The 21,892-nt window shown below is 62.4% G+C and carries 11 protein-coding genes; 3 read left to right on the top strand and 8 right to left on the bottom strand.

Annotation, left to right across the window (positions count from 1 at the left end):
• On the bottom strand, nucleotides 1–360 hold a 360-nt coding region (locus VGM51_14165; GenBank protein ID HEY3414181.1), incomplete at its 3' end, for a GntR family transcriptional regulator.
• Between the two features lie 134 nt (nucleotides 361–494).
• Complete coding sequence (locus tag VGM51_14160; GenBank protein HEY3414180.1) at nucleotides 495–2,903, bottom strand: carboxypeptidase regulatory-like domain-containing protein; 2,409 nt, start codon at nucleotides 2,901–2,903, stop codon at nucleotides 495–497.
• A 230-nt stretch (nucleotides 2,904–3,133) separates the two neighbouring features.
• On the opposite strand from VGM51_14160, the gene VGM51_14155 reads away from it, so the two are divergent.
• The gene (locus VGM51_14155) at nucleotides 3,134–5,668 is read left to right on the top strand and encodes a glycoside hydrolase family 38 C-terminal domain-containing protein (protein HEY3414179.1); all 2,535 of its coding nucleotides are present in this window, start codon (nucleotides 3,134–3,136) and stop codon (nucleotides 5,666–5,668) included.
• 121 nt (nucleotides 5,669–5,789) lie between these two features.
• Here VGM51_14155 and VGM51_14150 read toward each other — a convergent pair whose 3' ends face one another.
• From VGM51_14150 to ptsP, 3 genes are read right to left on the bottom strand one after another with little or no spacing between them, the layout of a single operon-like run.
• Nucleotides 5,790–6,092, bottom strand: a complete 303-nt coding sequence (locus tag VGM51_14150; protein ID HEY3414178.1) for a PTS fructose transporter subunit IIB — start codon at nucleotides 6,090–6,092, stop codon at nucleotides 5,790–5,792.
• Complete coding sequence (locus tag VGM51_14145) at nucleotides 6,089–7,228, bottom strand: PTS fructose transporter subunit IIC (protein HEY3414177.1); 1,140 nt, start codon at nucleotides 7,226–7,228, stop codon at nucleotides 6,089–6,091. The genes VGM51_14150 and VGM51_14145 overlap by 4 nt, the downstream gene beginning before the upstream one ends.
• A 39-nt stretch (nucleotides 7,229–7,267) precedes the next feature.
• A complete protein-coding gene (gene ptsP, locus VGM51_14140) occupies nucleotides 7,268–9,775 on the bottom strand; it encodes a phosphoenolpyruvate--protein phosphotransferase (protein ID HEY3414176.1) in 2,508 nt (835 codons plus the stop codon).
• A 177-nt stretch (nucleotides 9,776–9,952) separates the two neighbouring features.
• Between ptsP and VGM51_14135 the strand changes: the two genes are divergently transcribed.
• The gene (locus VGM51_14135; protein HEY3414175.1) at nucleotides 9,953–14,326 is read left to right on the top strand and encodes a glycoside hydrolase family 38 C-terminal domain-containing protein; all 4,374 of its coding nucleotides are present in this window, start codon (nucleotides 9,953–9,955) and stop codon (nucleotides 14,324–14,326) included.
• Between the two features lie 99 nt (nucleotides 14,327–14,425).
• Nucleotides 14,426–15,541 carry a basic secretory protein-like protein gene (locus VGM51_14130; protein ID HEY3414174.1) on the top strand — a complete coding sequence of 372 codons (1,116 nt, stop codon included), beginning with the start codon at nucleotides 14,426–14,428 and terminating at the stop codon, nucleotides 15,539–15,541.
• Between the two features lie 135 nt (nucleotides 15,542–15,676).
• Here the strand turns inward: VGM51_14130 and VGM51_14125 are convergent, their stop codons facing one another.
• From VGM51_14125 to VGM51_14115, 3 genes are all read right to left on the bottom strand, one after another.
• On the bottom strand, nucleotides 15,677–16,837 hold the full coding sequence (locus VGM51_14125; protein ID HEY3414173.1) for a DegT/DnrJ/EryC1/StrS family aminotransferase: 1,161 nt from the start codon (nucleotides 16,835–16,837) through the stop codon (nucleotides 15,677–15,679).
• Between the two features lie 122 nt (nucleotides 16,838–16,959).
• Nucleotides 16,960–18,969: a nucleoside-diphosphate sugar epimerase/dehydratase gene (locus VGM51_14120; GenBank protein ID HEY3414172.1), complete on the bottom strand. Its 2,010-nt coding sequence runs from the start codon at nucleotides 18,967–18,969 to the stop codon at nucleotides 16,960–16,962.
• Between the two features lie 408 nt (nucleotides 18,970–19,377).
• Nucleotides 19,378–21,702, bottom strand: coding sequence for a dockerin type I domain-containing protein (locus tag VGM51_14115; GenBank protein HEY3414171.1), 2,325 nt, complete (start codon nucleotides 21,700–21,702; stop codon nucleotides 19,378–19,380).
• Nucleotides 21,703–21,892: the final 190 nt, after the last annotated feature.

The raw sequence follows: 21,892 nt of genomic DNA, 5'->3' as shown, positions 1-21,892 counted from the left end.
TTCCTCGCTCTCGGCGTACGTGTCGACGAACATGAGGCGGTAGCCGGCGCCCACGAGTTCCTGTTCGCAGCCTTTGAGGATGGCCTGGAAGGAGCGGAACAGGGGCTCGTTGCCCATCAGGAAGGCGACGATGTTGGGAGGAGGTTCGATGCTGTCCGGCCGGCGGACGATGGGGCGGTGGCCCGCCCGGCGCTCGAGGAGACCCATTTCGGATAAGCGCGCAACGGCGCGCCGGATGGCCTGGCGATGGACCCCGAACTCCCGGGCGAGTTCACGTTCCGGGGTGAGCCAGGCGCCCTGGGCGTAGACTCCCGCGCGAATGCGGGATTCAAGAATGGGGTAGGGGTCGAGTTTCTTCAACAGAGCGTGATCCTGCGTTGGTCAAGTAATGTCCAAACCTGTACCAAACTTCACTTAATAAATACACCCGTGGGGCGACAAAACCTACAGGTTTGGGCGAAATTGGTCCAATTTGTTTCCAAAGCGCTTGCCACTCAGCCCATGCGGGCCAGGCGGAGAATCCGCAGGGCGTCGTCGATGCCGATCGTGCCGTCGCCGTAGGATCCGTCAGGCCAGACTGGCGCGACATCGCCGCGGATCGTCTGAGGCGCGCTGAGTGCCGACAGGCCCGCCGCATTGGACAAAGCGGCGGCCGCGTCCGCGGCGGTGACGACTCCGTCGCCGTCGATATCGCCATAGCTCAGGGCGGCGCCGATGGAATCGAGGGACAGAGCGAAGAGGTAACCGTCCTTGGAACCGCTCCCCGAACTATCGGCCGGCAAAGTGATGGAAACGAGGGTCTTAGCCGGGTTGACGGCCATCTGCGAGTGGAGGATGTCCACGGGCGGTGTGCTTTGGGCAGCGCCCGTTTGATGCCGGTGGTCGCAGGAAATCGCGACGCTCTCGTTCGCGCCCAACGGGCTTCCAACGGCATTCCAGGCCCAGTCGCTGAACATCAGCGACGCGCTGGTGGTGCTGGCGTCCGAGTACGTCAGGGTGACTGTGCCGGTGAACCCGCCAAAACGCGCCGACTCCAGCATGTGAAGCCCCGCATAATGCCCCTGGGGCACGTTGATGACCTGTGAGTTGATGAAGATGCAGTTATTCACTCCGTCGGTTTTGTCCGGGAACGAGAAGTCCACGGGGGCGCCGGATGTGGGCAGGGTGAAGATGCTGAGCGAAGCCGGCAACTGCTCGGCGGGGTAGGCGTAGTCTATGGATGGGTTGGTGTAATCGCCGGGATTGGTGTGCCACGACATCCAGTCGGTGTTGTAGCTCAGCGGCACGGCGACGGAGCGGATGCGGCTGACCACCAGTCGGACGGGAATGGAGCCGTTGGTGGGCACCTGGACGGTTGTGGTCGACGGTCCATAGCCGAATTTCGAGGCGGTCATCGGCTGGGCGCCGGGCGCAAGCCGCATCTGGAAGGAACCATCCGGTCCGGTCGTCGCAGTTGCACCTGCCGCCGTAACCGTTGCGCCCGCGACGATGTGTCCGCCGTCATCGCTCACGTGACCGGTGACGGTGCCGGACGGCAGGAGGAAGTCGTGAACGGTGGTAACGCCGGCCGTGATGTCCACTGTGTCCGCCGCCGGACCATACGCTGGAGCCGAGGCTGTGACCACCGGGCTGCCGGTCCGAAGCGTCAGCATATAGTAACCATTCGCGTCCGCGGAAGACTGCAGGCCGCTCCAGCAAACCGAGGCGCCGGGGATGGGGGCATTCGTCTGGCCGTCGCGGACGATGCCTTCGAGCTGTCCCGTGTCGCCGAAGATGATCATCCGCACGCGATTGTTGCCGGTGTCCGCGACGATGAGGTCGCCGAGGGGCGTGACGGCGAGGCCGCGGGGTTCGCTGAACTGTGCCGACAGGGCGCTGTAGTTATCGCCGGCGTAACCTCGCACTCCGGTCCCGGCCACGGCGCTGATGGCGCCGCTGCTGACCGAGCGGATGCGGTGATTAAGCGAATCCGCGATGTAGAGCGTTCCGTCCGCACCCAGAGCCAGACCCTGGGGATGGTTCAGGCGGGCAGACGTCGCGGGGCCGCCATCGCCGTCACCGCCGACGTCCCCGGTGCCTGCCACGGTGGTGATGACCTGCGTCTGGGAGTCCACCCGCCGGATACGCTGGTTATAGGTATCGGCGATGTACAGATTACCCAGCCCGTCCACGGTTACCGCCGTCGGCCAGTTCAAGCACGCAGATGTGGCCGGACCGCCGTCTCCGGCGTAGCGTCCGCGGCCCCAGGTGTCCCGCCAGCCGTTTCCGGCCACCGTTGTGATGGTGCCGGCGGCGTTGATCTTGCGGATCCGATGATTGCAGGAGTCGGCAATATAAAGATTGCCCGCGCTGTCGGAGGCAATGCCCGTCGGCCAGTTCAGGTGGGCGGAAGTCGCAGGTCCGTTGTCGCCGTCAAATCCGGCCCAGCCGGTGTAGTACGTGTTGGAGACGGTGCCGATGACGCCGGCGGTCTGTATGATGGTGCCACCCGTAATCGTGCGTATGGACGAGTTGAACGAGTCTGAAAATGCTACGCCTGTGCCGCGGACGGCCACGCTCCACGGCCCCCACAGGCTGATGGTGGGCGCAGTCGTCCCACCCTGGCTCCCCGGCCAGCCGTTGCCGGCCTGCGTGGAGATCAATCCGTCCGTGCCGACGGCCCGGATGCGGTTGCCCATGAAATCGGCCATCAGGATACGCCCGTCGGAGGTCGTCGTCACACCCGTGGGCGCGTCCAGGCTCGCCATTGGCGCCGGCGAGGCCTCCCCGGCGAAGACCCCGTTATCCCACCCGAGCGGGCCGGATCCGACGATGTTCACGACTACCGGCGTTGCGGCCGAAACCGCCGCGATCGCGGACGCCACGGCGGCCGCTGAAACGAAGAAACGGATAAATGAGCGCATCTGGTGCAACCTCTTGTGAATTTTGGTGCAATTATGGTCCGTCTATATGATATCATGGATTGGACCGCAACATCGAAGGTGACAACAGTATTTCGACGACAAAGTCAAGCAGCCTTGCCCGGACGTTCGGGGGGCCACCAGGAAGTGCGGGGATTGAATTTTTCACAGGAATCTTGCGGCAGATCGCCAATCGGCCATTGTCCATTGATCACAGATCGTGAGGTCATCAAATGAAGGTACGCTTCGCTCTCTTCGCCGCGCTGTTGATCGTTCCGCCCGCTGCGGCCCACCTGAAAATGCCGAAGGAGCCGGCAACGCTTATCGTTAAGCGATCGCCTGGCAGCCCGGCCGGCGTCCTCTACTACTGCGGCTACAGCCACATCGACTTCAACTGGCTATGGGACTGGCCGGACACGACGAAGACGTGGAGCGGAACGGCACAGACGCAGCTGAACCTTATGTACCGGTTCCCGGGCTTCCATTTCGGCGAAACTCAGGCGTCGGCGTACCTGGCGATGGAACGGATGGACCCGAAGGTTTTCCAGGACATCAAGGCGAAGGTCGCCAATGGCCAGTGGGAGCTGTTGGGCGGGATGTGGGATGAAAGCGATGAGGACATCCCCAGTGGAGAGGCGCTGGCGCGGTCATTCATTTACGGCCAGGGATACTTCAAGGAGAAATTCGGGAAGCAGGCCGAGGTGGGCTTCCTCCCCGACACGTTCGGGCACACCCGCCAGCTTCCGCAGATCCTCCGGGAGGCCGAAATCCAGAACTTCTTCTTTGCGCGGTGCCCGGTGCGCGGCCCGGATGTAAACCTGTTCTGGTGGCAGGGGCCCGATCAATCGCGCGTCCTGGCATATTCCCCGTTCTCGCCCGGGTGGTATAACAACACCGTGGACCCGGCGAATCAGACGAACTATCCGGCCACGATCAAGGCGCAAAGCGGCGTTAATATGGCGCTTGTTGCGCTGGGAACCGGAGACCACGGCGGGGGCCCGGCGATCTCCGACCTCACCGCACTCGAGATGCTGAAGACCGATCCGACTTTCCCGGAAGTCCGCGAGGCCCAGTTCCTTGATTTTTACAACGCCGTTCGGGCCGCGGAACCCTCCACCGGATTCCCCTCCGTTAATCGCGACCTCCAGTACACCTTCGAGGGTTGCTACACCACCCACGGAGACATGAAGCGCATCGTCCGCGACTCTGAAAACGAGATGTATGTCGCCGAAACCCTCGCGTCGCTCGCAAGCATAAACGGCGGCGACTATCCGTACGACGACCTCCGCTTCGGCTGGCGGCACGTGGCTTTCAACCAGTTCCACGACATCGCGCCCGGAACCGCCATCCACAGCACGTACGAGGAAGCGGCGAACAAGCAGAAGCTGATGAAACTGATCACCGATAAGCATATCGGTAACGCGTGGAGCGTGCTGGAAAAGCACGTGGACACGACAGGGGACGGGAAGCCCTTTACCCTCTTTAACCCCGTGGCCTGGACCCGCAGCGACCCCATTGAAGTGACCATGCCGTTTGATGCGGACACACCGTTCGTCGCGGTCACGGATCCGCAGGGTGTTCGTCAGGCGGCCCAGATCATCGGCCGGGAGGCGAGGGACGGCAAGGTTTTCATCACCTTCACGTTCGTGGCGAATTCCATGCCCAGCCTGGGATACCGCGTGTATCACGTAGCTCCCGCCGCTGCAGACATGACGCTCAACGATCCGATCACAGTGACCGTGAACGGTACCACCCAGGTCGTCACAACGCCTCAGTTCATCGTCAATATTGATGGGCCCACGGGCCAGGTCTCAAGGCTTTACGACCGAATCAACAACAAGGAAGTGCTCGCCACCGGCCAGAAGGCGTTTCGCCTCGTAGTGCTGGGCGAAAACTCGGGCAACAGCGCGTGGTCCATCTCCCTCAACGGAACGACAACCTACCTCGATACCGCGACCAATTTCAAAGTGCTCGAGACCGGCCCGGTGCGGGCGCATTTTCAGGCCACTTACCCGAACGGCACCTCAACCTACGTGCAGGACATCTTCATCTATCGCGGTGTCCCGCGGGTGGACGCCCGCATCAATGCCGATTTCAACGACTACAACCTCCTGCTCAAATCCATCATCCCGACGTCGCTCACATCGCCCATCGCCACGATGGACGGTCCGTTCTACGCGATCCAGCGTCCCACCGATGGCCACGTGGATATCCCGATGCAGAAATGGATGGACGAGAGCCAGGGGACGACTTATGGCGTTTCCGTGCTCAATGACTGCAAGTATGGCGCGGATGTCAACGGCTCCACGATGCGGATATCGCTCCTGCGTGGTACTTCAAACCCGGACACCGTTGGCGACAAGGGAAAGCACCTCATCAATTACTCCGTCTATCCGCACAGCGGAGACTGGAAACTGGGAGACACCATGCGCCGCGGCTATCAGTTCAACCTGGGCCTCCGGCAGATGCCCTGTACGGTGCACACGGGAGACTGGGGCGCGGAGAAATCCATGCTCAGCACGGATCTGCCGAACGCGATCATCACGGCCTTCAAACGCGCGGAAGACGGCAGCGGCTACATATTGCGATACTACGAAGACCACGGCCAAACCCTGAACGGGCAGGTGTCGTTCCCGAAGCCTCTCACGACGGCCGTACCGACGAACATCCTGGAGCACCAGCAGGTCGGCTCGATCACCGTTACGGGGAACCTGGCCAACGTCACGACACGTCCGTATGGCATCGGTACGATCAGAGTGGGGTTCTAAGCCCCGCTAAGAAGAATCGGCCGGCAACACAAAGCGAAGCCTCTCAACCCATCGTTGAGAGGCTTCGCTTTGTGTTGCCGGCCGCTGTCCCGGAGGAAGCGGCGCACACGTTGGTGACTAACTAGACCGCCAGCACCTTCTCGAAGATGCCGGGAGCGTTCTTCAGTGCTTCCTGAACCGGCACTTCCAGAATCCGCTTGCCATCGAAGCGCTCCCGGCCGATGACGGGCAGATCACAGGCGATGATCACCGCGTCGGCCTCCTGGATGTCTTTTGCCGACAATTGGTCTTCGATGCCCATGGCGCCCTGGGTTTCCACCTTCACGTCGTGGCCCAGTTTCTTGCCGGTCTTCTTGAGCTGTTCGGCGGCCATGTACGTGTGGGCGATGCCCGTTGGGCACGATGTCAGGGCTACATACTTCATGCTTTCGCTTCCTCTTTCCTCTGCGCGATAGCGCGCAACGTGTTGATGATTGTGGCTACCACAACCGATCCAACGACGATGGCCACCACAAACCATCCGCGGTTGATGACCACCGGCAGTACGATGGGGCCGCCGTGCGGCGCCTGGTCACCGACCTTCATCAGCATGGCGATCACCGCGCCGGTCATCGAGCCGATCATAATAGTCGGGATGACACGCACCGGGTCCGCCGCCGCGAACGGGATGGCGCCTTCGGTGATGCCGATCATACCCATGGCGAGTGACGCGATGCCGGACTCCCGTTCCTCTTCGGTCCACAATCTCTTGGCGACGATGGTGGCCAGCCCGAGGCCGATCGGCGGGATGCAGATGGCGGCGGCGCAGGCGCCCATCACATAAGGGTTGCCCTTGGTAATCATCGCCGCGCCGAAGAAGAACGCCACCTTGTTCACGGGGCCGCCCATATCGAACGCGATCATCGCGCCGAGGATCAGGGCCAGCACCCATTGGCTGCCGGTACCCATCGATGCCAGCCAACCGGTGAGCCAGTTCATCAGGTCAGCCACCGGGTTGCCGACGATCTTGTACATGATGAAACCGACGATGAGGGAAGAGACAACCGGGATGATCATGATCGGCATGATCGGCTTCAGGTAGGGGGGCATCTTGATGCGCTTCATCTGCAGCGCGATGAATCCCGCGATGAGGCCGGCGACGATACCACCCAGGAACCCGGCGCTGATGTAATCGCCGTTACCCATCGTGGCTTGGGTGAGCTGCTTGAGCTGATACGTATCCTTCAGCCCGGGGACGGTGATAGCCACGAGTTTCGTGGCCGGCGCCAGGTGGGTTGCGATCCAGCCGCCAACCATACCCGGGACCAGGCCAGGGCGGTCGGCAATTCCGTACGCAATATAGGCGGCCAGGACCGGCACCAGCAGCGTGAATGCGGCAACGCCGATATTCAAGATGAGGGAGAGGACCGGGGAACCGGACGGGTCAGGCGCGTTGTTCGCTCCCTTGGGGGCGAACGCCAGCGCAAAGGCGATCATAATGCCGCCGCACGCGACGAACGGAATGGCGTACGAGACGCCGCTCAAGAGGTACTGCTTTAGCCGCCGGGGTTCAAATGCCATCGGGGGTGCTCCTTAGTGTTCATTGGGTTGGGCCCGGTTCTACTCTATCTCTGACTGGATGAACCGAACCAACTCTACTGTGTCATTTTCCGTGAGCAGCCGTTCACGGAAGTCATCGTCCATTATCTTTCGGGCGAGTTGGGCGAAGATCCTGAGGTGCTCCGTGCCGTGGTCGGCCTCGCGGATTGCGAGCATCAGCACGACGCGCACCGGCTCATCGTCCAGCGTCTGCCATTCGATCGGCTCGTTCAGCTTCAGGAATCCGATTGAGTTAACCGTCACGTCTTTGGATTTGCAGTGCGGAATGGCGAATCCATATCCCACTCCCGTGGAATATTCGTCTTCCCTGCGCCAGATCGCCTCTTCGACGAGATTCGGATCGCCGATCCGGCCATCGAGCGACAAGAGATCCACCAGTTCCTTGATGGCTTCGTCGCGGGACCGTGCTTCGGATTCCAGGTTTACGATAGCCGCGTCGAGGACGCCGGGTTTCTCACCCGCCGGCGAGAATGCCGTCACGATGGCGTCGGCATCCGTCGCAGTTGGCGCTTTGGAGGCTGCTTCGAGCATCGCGCGACACTCGTCCGTGCGCCATTTCCCTAGCGCGGCCTTCATCGCCGTAACGTTGGGGCCTGCCATGCTTAATTCGTCGAGCCCAAGGCCAACCAGAACCGGGGCGAGGCGTTCCACGCCTGCCATTTCGCCGCACATGCCAACCCATCGTCCCGCGGCGTGAGCGTCGTCCACGATCTTGGTGAGCGTGCGGAGCAAAGCCGGGTGCAGCATGCCCGCCAGTTTCCCGATCTTGCGATTTCCCCGGTCCACGGCCATCAGGTATTGCGCCAGATCGTTGGTGCCTATGCTGAAAAACTCGGCCTCGACGGCCAGCGCGTCCACGATCATCGCCGCGGAGGGCACTTCAATCATGATGCCGATCTCGACGGCGCCATGCGCCTGCCCGGCCGCAACGAGACCCTCGGCAACCCTGCCCACGAGAGCCCTCACATATCGCACTTCCTCCACGCAGGAGATCATCGGCGCCATCACGCGTACGGGTCCGAGGGCCGCGGCGCGCAGTATCGCCCGCAACTGCGTCGCCAGCAGATCCTCGTGGTCCGGGTAGAACCGGACGGCGCGGTATCCCAGAAATGGATTCGGTTCTTCGGGCAGAGAGAGATAGGGTACCGGCTTGTCGCCGCCGACATCGAGCGTTCGAATGATCACCGGCCGCCCTTTCGCGGCGGTGACGAGGCGGGAGTAAACCGTGAACTGCTCCTCCTCGGTGGGGGGCTGGGAGCGGTCCATAAAGAGCAGTTCAGTGCGGAACAGGCCGATGCCCTCCGCGCCGGCCATGAAGGCGGCTTCCGCTTCTTCGGCGCTGCTGGCGTTGGCGGAGACCTCGACGGGACGGCCGTCGGCAGTCCGGCCTGGGGCGCCGGCGTGGATTTCCAGTTGTTCGCGGCGCCGCCGGGCGCGCTTCTGCTCCAGGCGGTAGTAACGGGAGACCGCCTCGGGAGGCTCCGGCAAAACCAAGCCGCGCCGCGCGTCCAGGATCATCGGAACACCGGTCGAAACCAGGCGATGGGCGTTTCGGGCGCCGACAACGCAGGGGATTCCCGCCGCCCTGGCGAGGATCACCGTGTGGGAGGTGATTCCGCCTTCACTGAGGACGATTCCGGCGATGAGCGCCTTGTCCTGCGACAGGAACTCGGACGGGGTGAGGTCCTGTGCAACGAGGATATGCGGCCCAGAGGGCGCCGGCCTTTCACGGCGCGACGCATCCGGATACAGGCGGCGGAGCAATTGGGAAGAGACGTCTCGGACGTCCATCGCTCGTTCGCGCAGGTAGGCGCTTTCCGATGTCCCCAATACCGTCGTGTAGTGTGTCTGAACGTCAATAATCGCTCCGCCGGCGGAGCAGCCCGAGGCGATGGCGCTGTTAACGCGGTCTCGGAACTCCGGGTCGCGCAGGATGGCTAGATGCGCCTTCAGTACGTCGGCCTCGGTGGGATTGGAAACGCGCTCGAGCGATGTCACCATATCGCTGGCGGTGACGTCCAAACCCATGTCGAATATGGCTTTCTCCCGGTCCGGCGAGTCTGCGCGGTCCGGCACGTCCGGCAGGGGCTCCGCTTCGAGGACGAACGCCGGCGCCTCAACGACACCGGGACAGGCCGAAAGACCCCGGATGAAAGTCGCGCCGCTGGATGCGACAACGCGGGGCGGCTGGGCTGTTCCGGACTCATCGATGGACGGGGCCGGCAACGGTTCGTCGCAGCCCGGGAAGACGTCTGTGAGGAAGGCGGCGAGCGCATCGCAAGCGGACCGTTCGTCATCGCCTTCAACGATGATGGAGCAAGGATCGCCGAGGTGTACGTCCGCCGCGATGAGCGACAGCACGCTCTTGGCGTTGGCCTCGATGCCGTTGCGATGGTTGATAAAGCGGATATCAGCGCTATGTGCATCCGCGGCGTCCCGCAGGACCGAAGCCGGGCGAGCATGTAAACCGTGCTCTAACGGGAACTGAAAACTGTGCTCGCAAGCCATTCCTCTGCCTCTCGGGTGTCGTCTGCGGCGAAATTCCTGGTCCGGGACGCCCCGGTTTGCTGACGGGTAGCCGCTCCGTAATAGTATAACGTTGACCAAAGCGGTACCAAGTGCCGCTCAAAACTTCCCGTTGGTCCAAACATGGACCAACACGCTTCGACGGAGACATGTGCAGTCATGAGGAATCATCTCGCTCTGGCCGTGATTGGCCTGGCGTTAGCGGCGTCTTGCGATGCCGCCCAGCCCGCTGCCCAGCGTGCGCGCGCCCGTTCCGCCTACAACCCGGCGACGGACAAGGTACTTTATGAGGTCGGCTATTCACACCTCGATACCCAGTGGCGATGGAGCTATCTCGATACGATCGGTGAATACATCCCGAACACGATGAAGGATAACTTCGCGCTGTTCGAGAAGTATCCGAACTACATCTTCTCGTTTTCCGGTTCCAACCGCTACCGGATGATGAAAGAGTACTATCCGAAGGACTTCGCCAAGGTCAAAGAGTACATTCGGAAGAAGCGCTGGTTCGTGGCGGGATCCTCTGTCGAAGAGAACGACGTGAACGTTCCGTCAGCCGAGTCGATCATTCGCCAGCTTCTCTACGGCAACCATTTCTTTACGAAAGAGATGGGCGAAACGAGCATCGACTTCATCCTTCCGGACTGCTTCGGATTCCCTGCCTCCCTTCCGTCCATTCTCGCGCACTGCGGGATCAAGGGATTTTCCACCCAGAAACTCACCTGGGGCTTCCCGTATCCCATTCCGTTCACGGTGGGCAACTGGTATGGCCCGGACGGCAAGTTCGTCACTTCCGCCCTCGATGCCGGCTCCTACAGTGCCAGGGTCAACGAGGATCTCAGCCAGAGCCAGTTTATCCTGGACCGCATCAACAAGATTGGCGAGAAGTCCGGCGCTTTCGTGGACTTCCGTTACTATGGAACGGGTGATGTCGGCGGCGCCCCCGCGGAGAGCTCCGCCCAGTGGATGGAAAAGAGTGTAAACGGGACCGGCCCTGTAACCGTGGTCGCTTCCCCGTCCGACCAGATCTTCCGCGATCTGACCCCCAAGCAGGTTTCCAAGCTGCCCACGTATAAGGGCGACCTGGAACTGACCCAGCACTCCGCCGGTTCCCTCACTTCCCAAGCGTACATGAAGCGCTGGAACCGCAAGAACGAGCTTCTGGCGGACTCCGCGGAGCGCGCCTCCGTCGCCGCCGACTGGCTGGGTGCGGAGAAGTATCCTCAGCAGCACATGAACGATGCGTGGCGGCTCATCCTCGGCGGTCAGTTCCACGACATCCTGCCGGGCACGAGCATCCCGAAGGCTTACGAGTTCTCCTGGAACGATGAAGTGACCGCTTTGAATCACTCGGCCAGCGCGCTGAGCGATGGGGCGGGCGCTGTGATCCGCGCGATGGATACGCGCGCCAAGGGCGTCTCTGTGGTTGTGTACAACCCGCTGTCCGTTGCCCGCGAGGATGTGGTAGACGCAAAGGTGCGTTTTGACAAGGCGCCGGCGGCTGTTCGCGTGTACGGCCCGGGCGGCGTTGAGGTTCCCTCCCAGGTTGCCGGGCGCGATGGCGGCACGGTGGAAGTACTGTTTCTCGCCAAGGCCCCGTCCGTCGGCTTCGTTACCTACGACGTTCGCCCTTCTGCCAAACCGTGCGTGATGTCTACCGGCCTGAGTGTTCAGAGCGGCGTCCTGCAGAACAATCGATACAAGGTCACGCTGAATGCAGGCGGAGACGTTGAGCAGATCACGGATAAGGCCAACGGCCGCCCGCTGCTCGCCGGGCCGGCGCGCCTCGCGTTGAGGTTTGAAGAGCCCGATCAGTGGCCGGCCTGGAATATGGACTGGCGCGATCAAAGCGCTCCGTCTATCGGCTACGTGTCGGGACCGGCCAAGGTACGCGTCGTTGAGAATGGTCCCGTGCGGGTCGCCCTTGAAGTAACACGCAACACGAGCGGCTCAAAATTCGTGCAGGTTATTCGCCTCGCCGCGGCCGGAGCAGGCAACCGCGTGGAGTTTGACAACACCATCAATTGGAACGAGCGGAAGACGACGCTTAAGACCGAGTTCCCGCTGGCGGTGTCCAACGAGATGGCCACTTACAACCTCGGAATGGGGACCATTAAGCGCTCCACCGACGACGAAAAGAAGTACGAAGTTGTTTCGCACGAGTGGTTCGACCTCACCGATGCCGCGGGCCGCTATGGCGTGTCCGTTCTGGAAGACTCGAAATTCGGTTCGGACAAGCCCGACGACCACACCCTGCGGCTCACTCTGCTCCGAACGCCTGGCGCCAGGTCCTACCCGGACCAGGCGACTCAGGACGTAGGCACTCACCGCGTTCTTTACGCCCTCGAGGGTCACAATGGCAGCTGGAAGGGCAAGACGCCCTGGGAAGCAGCGCGGCTCAACCAGCCGCTCGTGGCCTTCCAATCGCCGGCCCACGCGGGCAAGCTCGGCGGCACATTCTCCCTGTTCACGGTCAATACAACCCAAGTTGCCATCACCGCCATCAAGAAGGCCGAAGACAGCGATGACGTTATCGTTCGCCTGCAGGAACTGAGCGGGGCGCCTGTCTCCGTAACACTCTCCGCGGCCGCGCCGATCGTTTCGGCCCGCGAAGTCAATGGCCAGGAGCGCACGATCGGCCCCGCCAACCTGAAGAGCGGCGCGCTGAGCCTCAAGATGAGCGCCTACAACCCGCGGGCGTTCGCGATCCGCCTCGGCAAGCCCGCCGCGCGCCTCACAATGCCCGTCTGTAAACCGCTTGCTATCCCTTACGACGTGGTGGCAGCAGGATATGACGGAAAGGCTAACGCCAAGGGATTCGATGGCAAGGGCCACACCTTCCCCATTGAGATGTTCCCCGGAACGTTCGTATCGGGTGGGGTCAAATTCCAGATGGCCCGCAGATCGCCCGGCGCCAAGACCGCCCTGGCCTGCAACGGCCAGACGGTGAAGCTGCCCGGTGGAATGACAAGAGTGTACGTGTTGGCCGCCGCCTTCGGGGGCGACACGCATGACACATTTGTCGCCGGAGGAAAGGCAATACCGGTATCGGTCCAGGACTGGAGCGGTTTCATCGGCCAGTGGGACAACCGGATCTGGGAAAAGCCGGCGAGCGCGCCGGGCCTTCAGCTTCTGGACGGCGGCATCTATGGACTCCAGCCCGCCTACATCAAACGGGACCCCATCGCGTTCTACGCGACGCACCGCCACAATGCGGCGGGGGGGAATGACATCTACGCGTACGCCTATGTCTTCCGCTATGGCCTGGACGTGCCTGCCGGCGCAAAGACGCTCACACTGCCAAAGAATCCGGCTATCAGGGTTTTCGCCGTCACCGCCGCCTCCGGCACGAACGACGCTGCCAAACCGGCGCAGTATCTCTATGACGCCTTCGGCACAACCGGCTCGACCCCTGAGTTGAGCCCGGCGAGCGGAAGCTCAAACGACACCATGTCGGTCTCCCTTCGGCCGTCCGTGTACGACTCTACCGCGAAGCTCGTCTACACAACGGATGGCTCCGATCCCGTCGCCACCTCCGCCGTCTATCAGATGCCCATCCGGGTGAGCCACGATACCGTGATTCGCGCCCGCGCCTTCCACGGAAACAAGCCGGCGGGCCCTGTCGTATCGGGCACGTACAAAGTTGATGACCGTACGCCTCCGACGGTGACGGGGATCACTTCCGCGGCGGGATCACCTCTCATCCGGGTCACATTCTCCGAGCCGGTGAATGCGTCCTCCGGAGCGAACGCGGACCTGTACAAGATCGAAGGCCTGACCGTTCGCACCGCCCGGCTCGCGGGGGACGGGCGGAGCGTGGACATCACTGTGAGCCCGGCGCCGGAAGCCGGCCAGTCCTATTCTCTTAGCGTCAACGGCGTGCAGGACACGTCCCCACACGCGAACTCTATCGCGATGGCCGCCGGCCGCGCCTTTTCCCCCGCCACACCGATTCTGGCGCTCCTTCCGGGGCTTGATAACGCCCAGGGAACGGTGCCGGGAATCGTCCTGCGAGTGCTGGGCGCACCGGCCGAGGTTCAAGGTCCGCATGGCGCCGCGCTGTCATTCAACGGGACGAACGACGCCGTGATCGTGCCGAATCGCGCGGAGCTCAATCCGACGGACGCGATCACACTCTCCGCTTGGATCCATCCCGCAAACTGGAACGACAATCACCGCATCGTCCAAAAAGGGAATAATGACAATCAGTTCCGCCTCACGGCCAGCGAGGGGAAACTGCTGTTCGAACTCAGCGGTGTGGGCTCGGCGGAATGTGCGCTTCCCACCGCCGGCCAATGGCATCACGTGGCGGCAACCTACGACGGCGCGAACATCTTTATCTACGTGGACGGGGTCTCCGTTGCCCGCGCAGACGGCACCGGCGCCATCGCGACGTCATCTGACCCCCTGTGCATCGCCACCAAGGGCGCTCGCGCACCAGTTCGCGATTTCTACGCGGGAGACATAGCAGACTTCCGGCTTTACGACAAGGCCCTCTTGCCGGAGCATATCGCGGCGCTTGCCAAACGTTGATCCACTTGCGCTCTGCGGAGTTTGAACACTCCGCAGAGCGCGCAACCCCAATCGGGCCACCCGGGATCGGGGCGCCCCTGTGAATGGAGGTTAGGTCAGTTGATTACCAAGCTGCGTTTCAACCACATCTGCGGTACAAATCATCGCCATGCCAATCTGTCCTCTGTTGTCGCCTGCGGGGCTGTTCTCCTGCTTGCCGCAGGCGCCTCCCAAGCGTTCCAGGCCGCCCCGGTGACGCCTCCCGCTGGCCCGGGTAGCGCGGGATTCACGCGTCCCGACCGCTCGGGCACGATCAAAGACATCAAGGGCGACGTCTTCACCCTCACGAGCCGCCGCGGGGACGTGACGGTGACGATACCGGCTACTGCGACCATCGACCGCATCCCCGATGGCAAAGCGTCACGGGCGGACCTGAAAGTGGACGCCCGAATCGGTGTCTACGGGGCCGCCAAGGACGACGGATCGTTCACCGCGACACGCGTCGTTCTGCTTCCCGCGCGTCCGGCCAGCGTGACCGTCACCCCCCCTTCGCCGCCCGCTCTGTCCGCGGAGGCGCTGGCGGCTTCTAAGGCGAAACTGGAAAAGGATACACCCGAGATCACGCTCGACACAACCGGCGCTCCGGACCTTGCCGGGTTTGCGGGACGCGCGAAGGCGATCTGCGAGGCCTACTACCCGTTCATTTCCGCCTATCTGCATTCCGATGGTGTCACGCCCCCATCAAAGTTCACCCAGACTTATCGAGAGATGTCGGGCGTTGCCTACACGTCAGGCGACGGCTGTTTCTTCTCGGCCGCCTATTTCCGGAGCCACCCGGATGACTACGGCGCAGTGGTGCACGAGATGACCCACGTGATACAGAACTACCACGGCAACAATCCTGGCTGGCTTGTGGAAGCAGTGGACGACTACATCCGGTTTTACCGATATGAACCGATGAGCAAGGCCCTGCACTTCACGGCTGACCGTGTGCCGAACGATCCCCAGGCCTATCAGATTGGCGCCCAGTTCCTGGATTGGGCTCAGGCCAAATATGACAAGAACCTGGTGCCGGAACTGAACACTGCGATGCGCGCTGGAACCTACTCCGACGATATCTGGAAGCAGAAGACCAACAAGGCGATTGCGGACCTCTGGGCCGAGTGGAAGGCGACGCTGCCGGCCGGTGCCCCAAAGCCCACGGTCGCCATGGGCGGCTCACCCGCCAAACAGTGACGGTCATTCAAGCTTGGCGGTAGTTGCTGACCGCCATGACAATGCGACAAAGCGCCGGCAGTATGACAGCCCACGTGGACTGGCTTATTGCCGGCGCTTTGTCGCAACTATCAATTTGAAAGCCTGACGCCGCCGTCAGAGGCGCAGGGCGGGTTGGTTGCCGGCCGCTTGGCTCGTATGCAGGGCCGGCGCTCCGAGGGCCGCTCTGAGCGCGGCGATGACCCGATTCAGGTCATCGGCGCTGAGGTTGGAGCCTGAAGGAACGCAAAGGCCGGTTTCAAATATTCTTCCCGACACGTCCAGCTCCGCGGCGTGGCGATAGTAGCGGCAGCCCTGAAAAATCGGCTGCAGGTGCATCGGCTTCCACACCGGCCGGCACTCGATGTTGCTTTGAGCCAGGGCATTCATCACCTCGCTCGGGGTGGCGGCGGCTTCGCGGGGATCAAGTGTCAGCACGGTGAGCCATCGTGTGCTTTTCCCAAAGCGGGATTCGGGCATGAAGCCGAGGCCTGGCAGACCTCCGAGGGCCTCAGCATAGCGGCTGAAGACCGCGCGGCGGCTTTCGATGTGCTGATCCAGCACTCTGAGCTGTCCGCGCCCAATAGCGGCGCACACGTTGCTCATACGGTAGTTGTAACCGATCTCGGTGTGCTGATAATGGGGAGACGGGTCCCTCGACTGCGTGGCCCAGAACCGAGCCTTTGCCAGGGCGTCCACATCATCGCAAACGAGGGCGCCTCCCCCTGATGTCGTAATGATCTTGTTGCCGTTGAACGAGAATACGCTCATATGGCCGTGGCCGCCGCACTTGCGGTTCCGATAGGTTGCGCCCAGCGCCTCGGCGGAGTCTTCGAGGACCGGAACACCGTAGCGCTCGCAGATCGCGAGAAGCGGATCCATATCGGCGCTCTGACCGTAGAGATCCACGATGATGACGGCGCTCGGCAGGCGCCGTTCGCGATCGGCTTCCTGCATCGCCCGTTGAAGAGCGGCGGGCGACATGTTCCATGACCCCGGTTCAGAGTCGATGAACGCCGGCGTCGCGCCTTCGTAGACGATGGGGTTGGCGCTCGCGGCGAAAGTGAGCGACGAACAGAAGACCGTGTCCCCCTTTTTGACGCCCAGCAGCTTCAGGCCGAGGTGGACGGCGGACGTTCCCGACGAAAGCGCCGCTGCGCCACGGACGCCGACGTAGCCGGCCAGTTCCGCCTCAAAGGCGTCCACGTGAGGGCCCAGCGGGGCGATCCAGTTGGTGGCGAAAGCGTCCGCCACAAATCGCTCCTCTTCTTCACCCATATGCGGGGAGGAGAGGTATATCCTTTTCGCAGCCGTATCCAAAAGTAAAATCCTCGCCGGCTTGTGCCTGGGAGTAACCCGCGCGCCGGTTCATTCTTTCTGTGTGTAAAGCCCTGACGTCCTCAATCGCCGCCGGACACCGGTTGTGACAACAGACCCCTGCCGGCGGCGGGCTTGGCCTTCCGCAGAGCCGTCGGCGCGACGCCGGCCGATCTGAGCGCGCCGTGTCTGTCGTAGGAGGGCTCCAACGCGTAAAGCACGTCTTTGATCGATTCGGGATCGCCTTCGTGGGCGGCCTGCCACAACCGCTTCAGCTCATCGCCGAGAGTACGATGGTCAATGGCGCTCGCCTTGGCTGTCCTGATCTTCTCGTGGCGCGTGAGGTTTGTCCCTTCTTCTGTGGTTAAGAGCTCCTCGTACAGCTTCTCGCCGGGGCGCGTTCCGATGATCTCGATCTTGATGTCCACGTTTGGCACTAGGCCGGACAGGCGGATCAGGTTCCAGGCAAGGTCCATGATGCGCACCGGCTTACCCATGTCGAGCACAAATAACTCGCCGCCCACGCCCATGCCGCCGGCCTGAATGACCAACTGCACTGCCTCGGGGATCGTCATGAAGTACCGCGTCATTTCGGGATGCGTGACCGTAACGGGCCCGCCCTTGGCGATCTGTCGCTCCATGGTCGGAATCACGCTCCCGTTGCTGCCCAATACGTTTCCAAACCTGACGGCTGAGAAGGCAGTCTTGACACGGTCCGGACGGATCGCCTCGAATCCCCACGCCTGCGAGGGGCCGACGCCGGCGCATGCGGCCTCGATGCGTTGCGCCAAGCTCTGTACAACCATTTCGGCGACGCGTTTCGTCGTTCCCATAACGCTTGTCGGGTTGACGGCTTTGTCCGTGGAAATGAAGACGAACTTGTGAACGCCGAATTCCATGGACAACTCCGCGAGGTTGACGGTGCCGAATACGTTCGTCTTTACCGCCTCGCCGGGGTTCGCTTCCATCATAGGCACGTGCTTGTGGGCCGCCGCGTGGAACACCACCGTCGGGCGGAACTTGCGGAACACTTCCTCCAACCGGTGTCGGTCCCTGATGTCCGCGATTACCATCGCGGCGTGAAACCCGTGCTCGTTCCTCAATTCGTGTTCAATCCAGAACAGGCTGTTCTCACCGTTGTCCAGAAGGATGAGCGATTCCGGATTCAGACGGGCGATCTGGCGGCATAACTCACTGCCAATGGAGCCGCCGGCGCCGGTAACGAGAATTCGTTGTCCCACGGTATATGCCGCGATCGCGTCCATATCCATACGCAGCGCCGACCGTTCGAGAAGATCCTCCACCTTCACTTTTCGGATGCCATTCGTGGAGTAACCCGTGGCGAGAAGCTGCGGCAGCGAGGGGAGGATCGTGAGTTCGGCCCGGGTTCCCGAGCACGCCCTCACGATATCGCGAATTCCCGCCCCCGACAAAGACGGGATGGCGATGAGTATCTGGTCGGCCTCGCGCCCGGCGGCAACTGACTTGATGTCGCTAATATTCCCGAGGACGGGCACCCCGTGGATCAGGCGATGGGCTTTGGATCGATCGTCGTCCAGAAAGCCGATCGGGAGCAGATTCGCGCGTACGTCCTCTTTCATCTGGCGGACGATGCGCTCCCCAGCCGCGCCCGCCCCCACGACGAGTACACGTTTGCAGCGCTCATCATTGCCTTCCAGGCGTCGCGCGTGGTAGCCGACAATCACGCGCGTGCCGACTCTGACGCAAATCATCAGGTTGATGGTCAGGAAGGCCTCGAGTAGAAGGAGGCTGACTCCATAAGCATGAACGTGTCTCGTATACAGCAGCGAGGCGAATGCGAAACTGCCGAGCGCTATCGCGATGCCGATGTAAATGAGCTCACCTACGCCCGTGGAGCGCCACTGAAGGCGGTAACGGGTTACCGCGACGATCGCTCCGAGTCGGCAGGCCACCAGAACCGGCAGCCACCGCAGTCCGAGGGCGACATAGGAGGGCTGAACGTGTCCTTCGAAACGCAGGTAGAAAGCGAGGAAGCATGAAAGCACAACAAGGCCTGCGTCGATGCAGGCTTTCGCGAGGGCAAGGGAATATCGTGACCGCGGGATGCTCATAGGAATTCACGTTACAAAGCCACGAATGGATCGATCATCCGATTCGTGACCGGCACAGGGTCGCACGGTTCCTGCGTCGTTCTCAGGCGTACTTGATTGAGATGGGGATACGCCGCGACAAGGGGGCTTCGGGAGGAGTGCCTCTGCAAAGGCGCCACGTGCCTGCGCGAATCAACAGATACGTATTCATTATACCACTTCCCACGCACATTTTGAGCACAATATCGCTTGGCTGCTTTTCCTAAATCCCCCGATGGCTTCGCCGCATCCGGTGCGCCGCAGATCGTGAAGCGTGCGGGCGACAGCCCGGTCGGCCCCACAATCTGGTGAGCAGGGGCCGGCCAGCCAAGAATCTGGCAAGCCCCCGCTCGGTAGTTGGCCGGTCAAGGCCGCGATGCCGACCCCGAATTACGGGGCAGGCGTCGTCTGGTTGTACGTGATGCCGCGCACGGCCGTCTGGTCGAGCTCGAGCAGAGGGCGATCGGTTGTTGGGGCCGCCATCCCCTGAATCGGGGCCTGTCCGCGTCTCACTACCCCGATGCCCGGCGCGAAGTCGAAGAACACGGCCTGCTGCATCTCCATCGGGCTTCCGGGAACTCCGAGAACCGCGATATCAATCCGAACGGAAACCGATTTCGACCACGTGGAGGCGATAGGCGTGGACGCCTGGTAGGCGCCGGCCGCATTGGTGTAGGTGTCGCCGACGCGCAGAACGGTCACCTTGTAGTGCACCGGGCGCTGCCCGAGGCTCATCTTGCTGGTGAGGTCGCCGGTCCAAGTCGCCCCAGGCGTGAGCTGCGTCACGTCCAGAACCTTCATCGGAGACTGGAAGTCCATCCGCTGGGCGGAGAAGTAGGGGAACTGGACATAGAGCGCATAGATACTGCCGTTGATGCCCTTGAAGACGCCGGCCAGGCTGGCGCCGTCGTCGCCGGCAACTTCGGTGAGCGTGTAGCCTCTCGGCTCAAACGCGTAGTTGAGCGGGCTCGTTCCCGCGGACGTTCCGAACCTGGTCTGGCTCAGTGCGTCGCCGGAGCGATGATTGACGTCGGTGAACTGGTGCTGATCGCCCTGGATCATCGGCCAGTAGTCCCGATAGGCGGGCGGGTTGACCTCGGTACCCATCGCCCTCTGGCGAATGAGGAGGCTGTCCGCGGTGGTGATCTGGCCGTCGCCGAACGTTACCTTCTGGGTTGTGGGCGCAACATCGCCAACTCCGGGGGCTTTGTTCAGCCCGGCGTCCAATCCGTTAAGGTATCGCGCTACGTGGACCACGTCCGCGATCGTTACCTTGCCGTCGTTGTCCACATCGCCGTAGTGCGGGTACTGTGCACCGGCGGTTCCCGGGTCCAAAATCCCTGCGGCGACGCGGGCGATGCGGAGCAGATCGTTCATGTCGACGACGCCGTCACCGACGACAGAGACGTTTTGGGTGCCGTTGATGTCACCGTAGCGCTTAATGCGCTCCCGCTGCTCCATCGAGAGGGAGGTGGGATCGACGATGTAAGTGTCCACCAGGTTCGCGTCGGCCACCGTCACGAGCCCGTCTGCGTCCACGTCGCCCCACGGACCGGTGGAGGCGGCTGGTGTAGCGCGAACCTTTACGATCTGGCCGTTATTGACGCCGTCGTCCGTACCAACGTAGCAGTTGCCGGCGTCATCGAACCCGCAGTACTGGGCGCTGGACGCCGTCCCGGTCGATTTGGATGCGCCTCGCGCGCGTAGATCCACAGTGCTCCATAGCGGAGTGGAACTGGTCATTGCCGGTCCGAAGCCATCGAGGCAGGTGCCGTCCAAGGCGAACCGCAACACGCCCACGCGTTGCGGATTCGAGTTGGAAACCGTACCGTTCGGCGTGATACGGCAGCTCATCAAGATGTATCCGGCTCCGCCGGGCGCGGTTGCATCCGGGATGAACGTGGCATCCGACAACGTGGGCGTACCCGCAAACGACGGGCTCTTGGCGAAGAAACTCGGATCGACATTGCCCGCCGGGTCCATTTTCGAGAGGCAACTCGCGGACCCACCGGACTGCGTCCAGTACGAATTACCGGCGGGATCGATTGCTACACCGTAGTTCATCGCGGTAGCCCCGCCGGCAGAGACCTTCGACCAAACGTGGGTCGGAGTCCCCGCGGTAAGCGGATTGGCGGTGGCAACGTCGAAAACCTGATAAGCAGAACTGGAGGTTTCGGCGATGTAGACACGAGCGGCCGTAATCGGCCCCTTCACGCCGAACCCGCGAAACCCTCCGAGGGCGATCGTCACGCTGGTGGGCGTGTCGCGGACCCTGTCGATCTGCGTGATTGCCGTGACACTCGTCCCTGCGGGGGGCACCGGCGGAGCGGTCTGGATGGTGTTTCCGCCTAGATTCATGATCCAGACGGTATCATCCGGTCCGATCTCCACGTCCCATGGCCCCGTAGCGCCCGCACCGGTTGGCGCGATGGTCAAACCCGTGTCGGTGTATGTGGTGGCCGCGGGCCCCGGGACGTTGGGCGCGAAGATCTTCACTTTCAGCGTCGTCGACGCTTTGTCGCAGACGTACAGATAGCCGTAATACGGGCTGCCCGGGTTCCGGTTGACGTTCATACCGGAGTAGCTTGTCGTGGCGCTGCCGGGCACCACGGCCGGGCTCACTGCCGAATAGACTCGATAGGATTGCGCTGACGACGCGCCGCCGAGCGCAACGCCGGCGAGAGTGGCCAATACGGCCCAAAGGTGTCTTCTCAAGATTCTCTTCCCTTCTCCACGAGTGTGGCGGGCCCGCTCGGACCCGTCGCAGGGGAAAACTCTGTGACGATGATGAGTTGCTCGGCGCGGTGTGGGGCTGTCACGGAAGCCCTTGCTCGCCGATGTGAGGCGGCCGCAGCGGCGCGATTTGCAGGCTGCGGTGGAAGCGTGAGTGCGTTCACCCGGCAAT

The sequence above is a fragment of the Armatimonadota bacterium genome (assembly GCA_036504095.1).
Taxonomy (GTDB): Bacteria; Armatimonadota; DTGP01; order JAKQQT01; family JAKQQT01; genus DASXUL01.
This window is presented reverse-complemented; position numbering and strand designations above follow the sequence as displayed.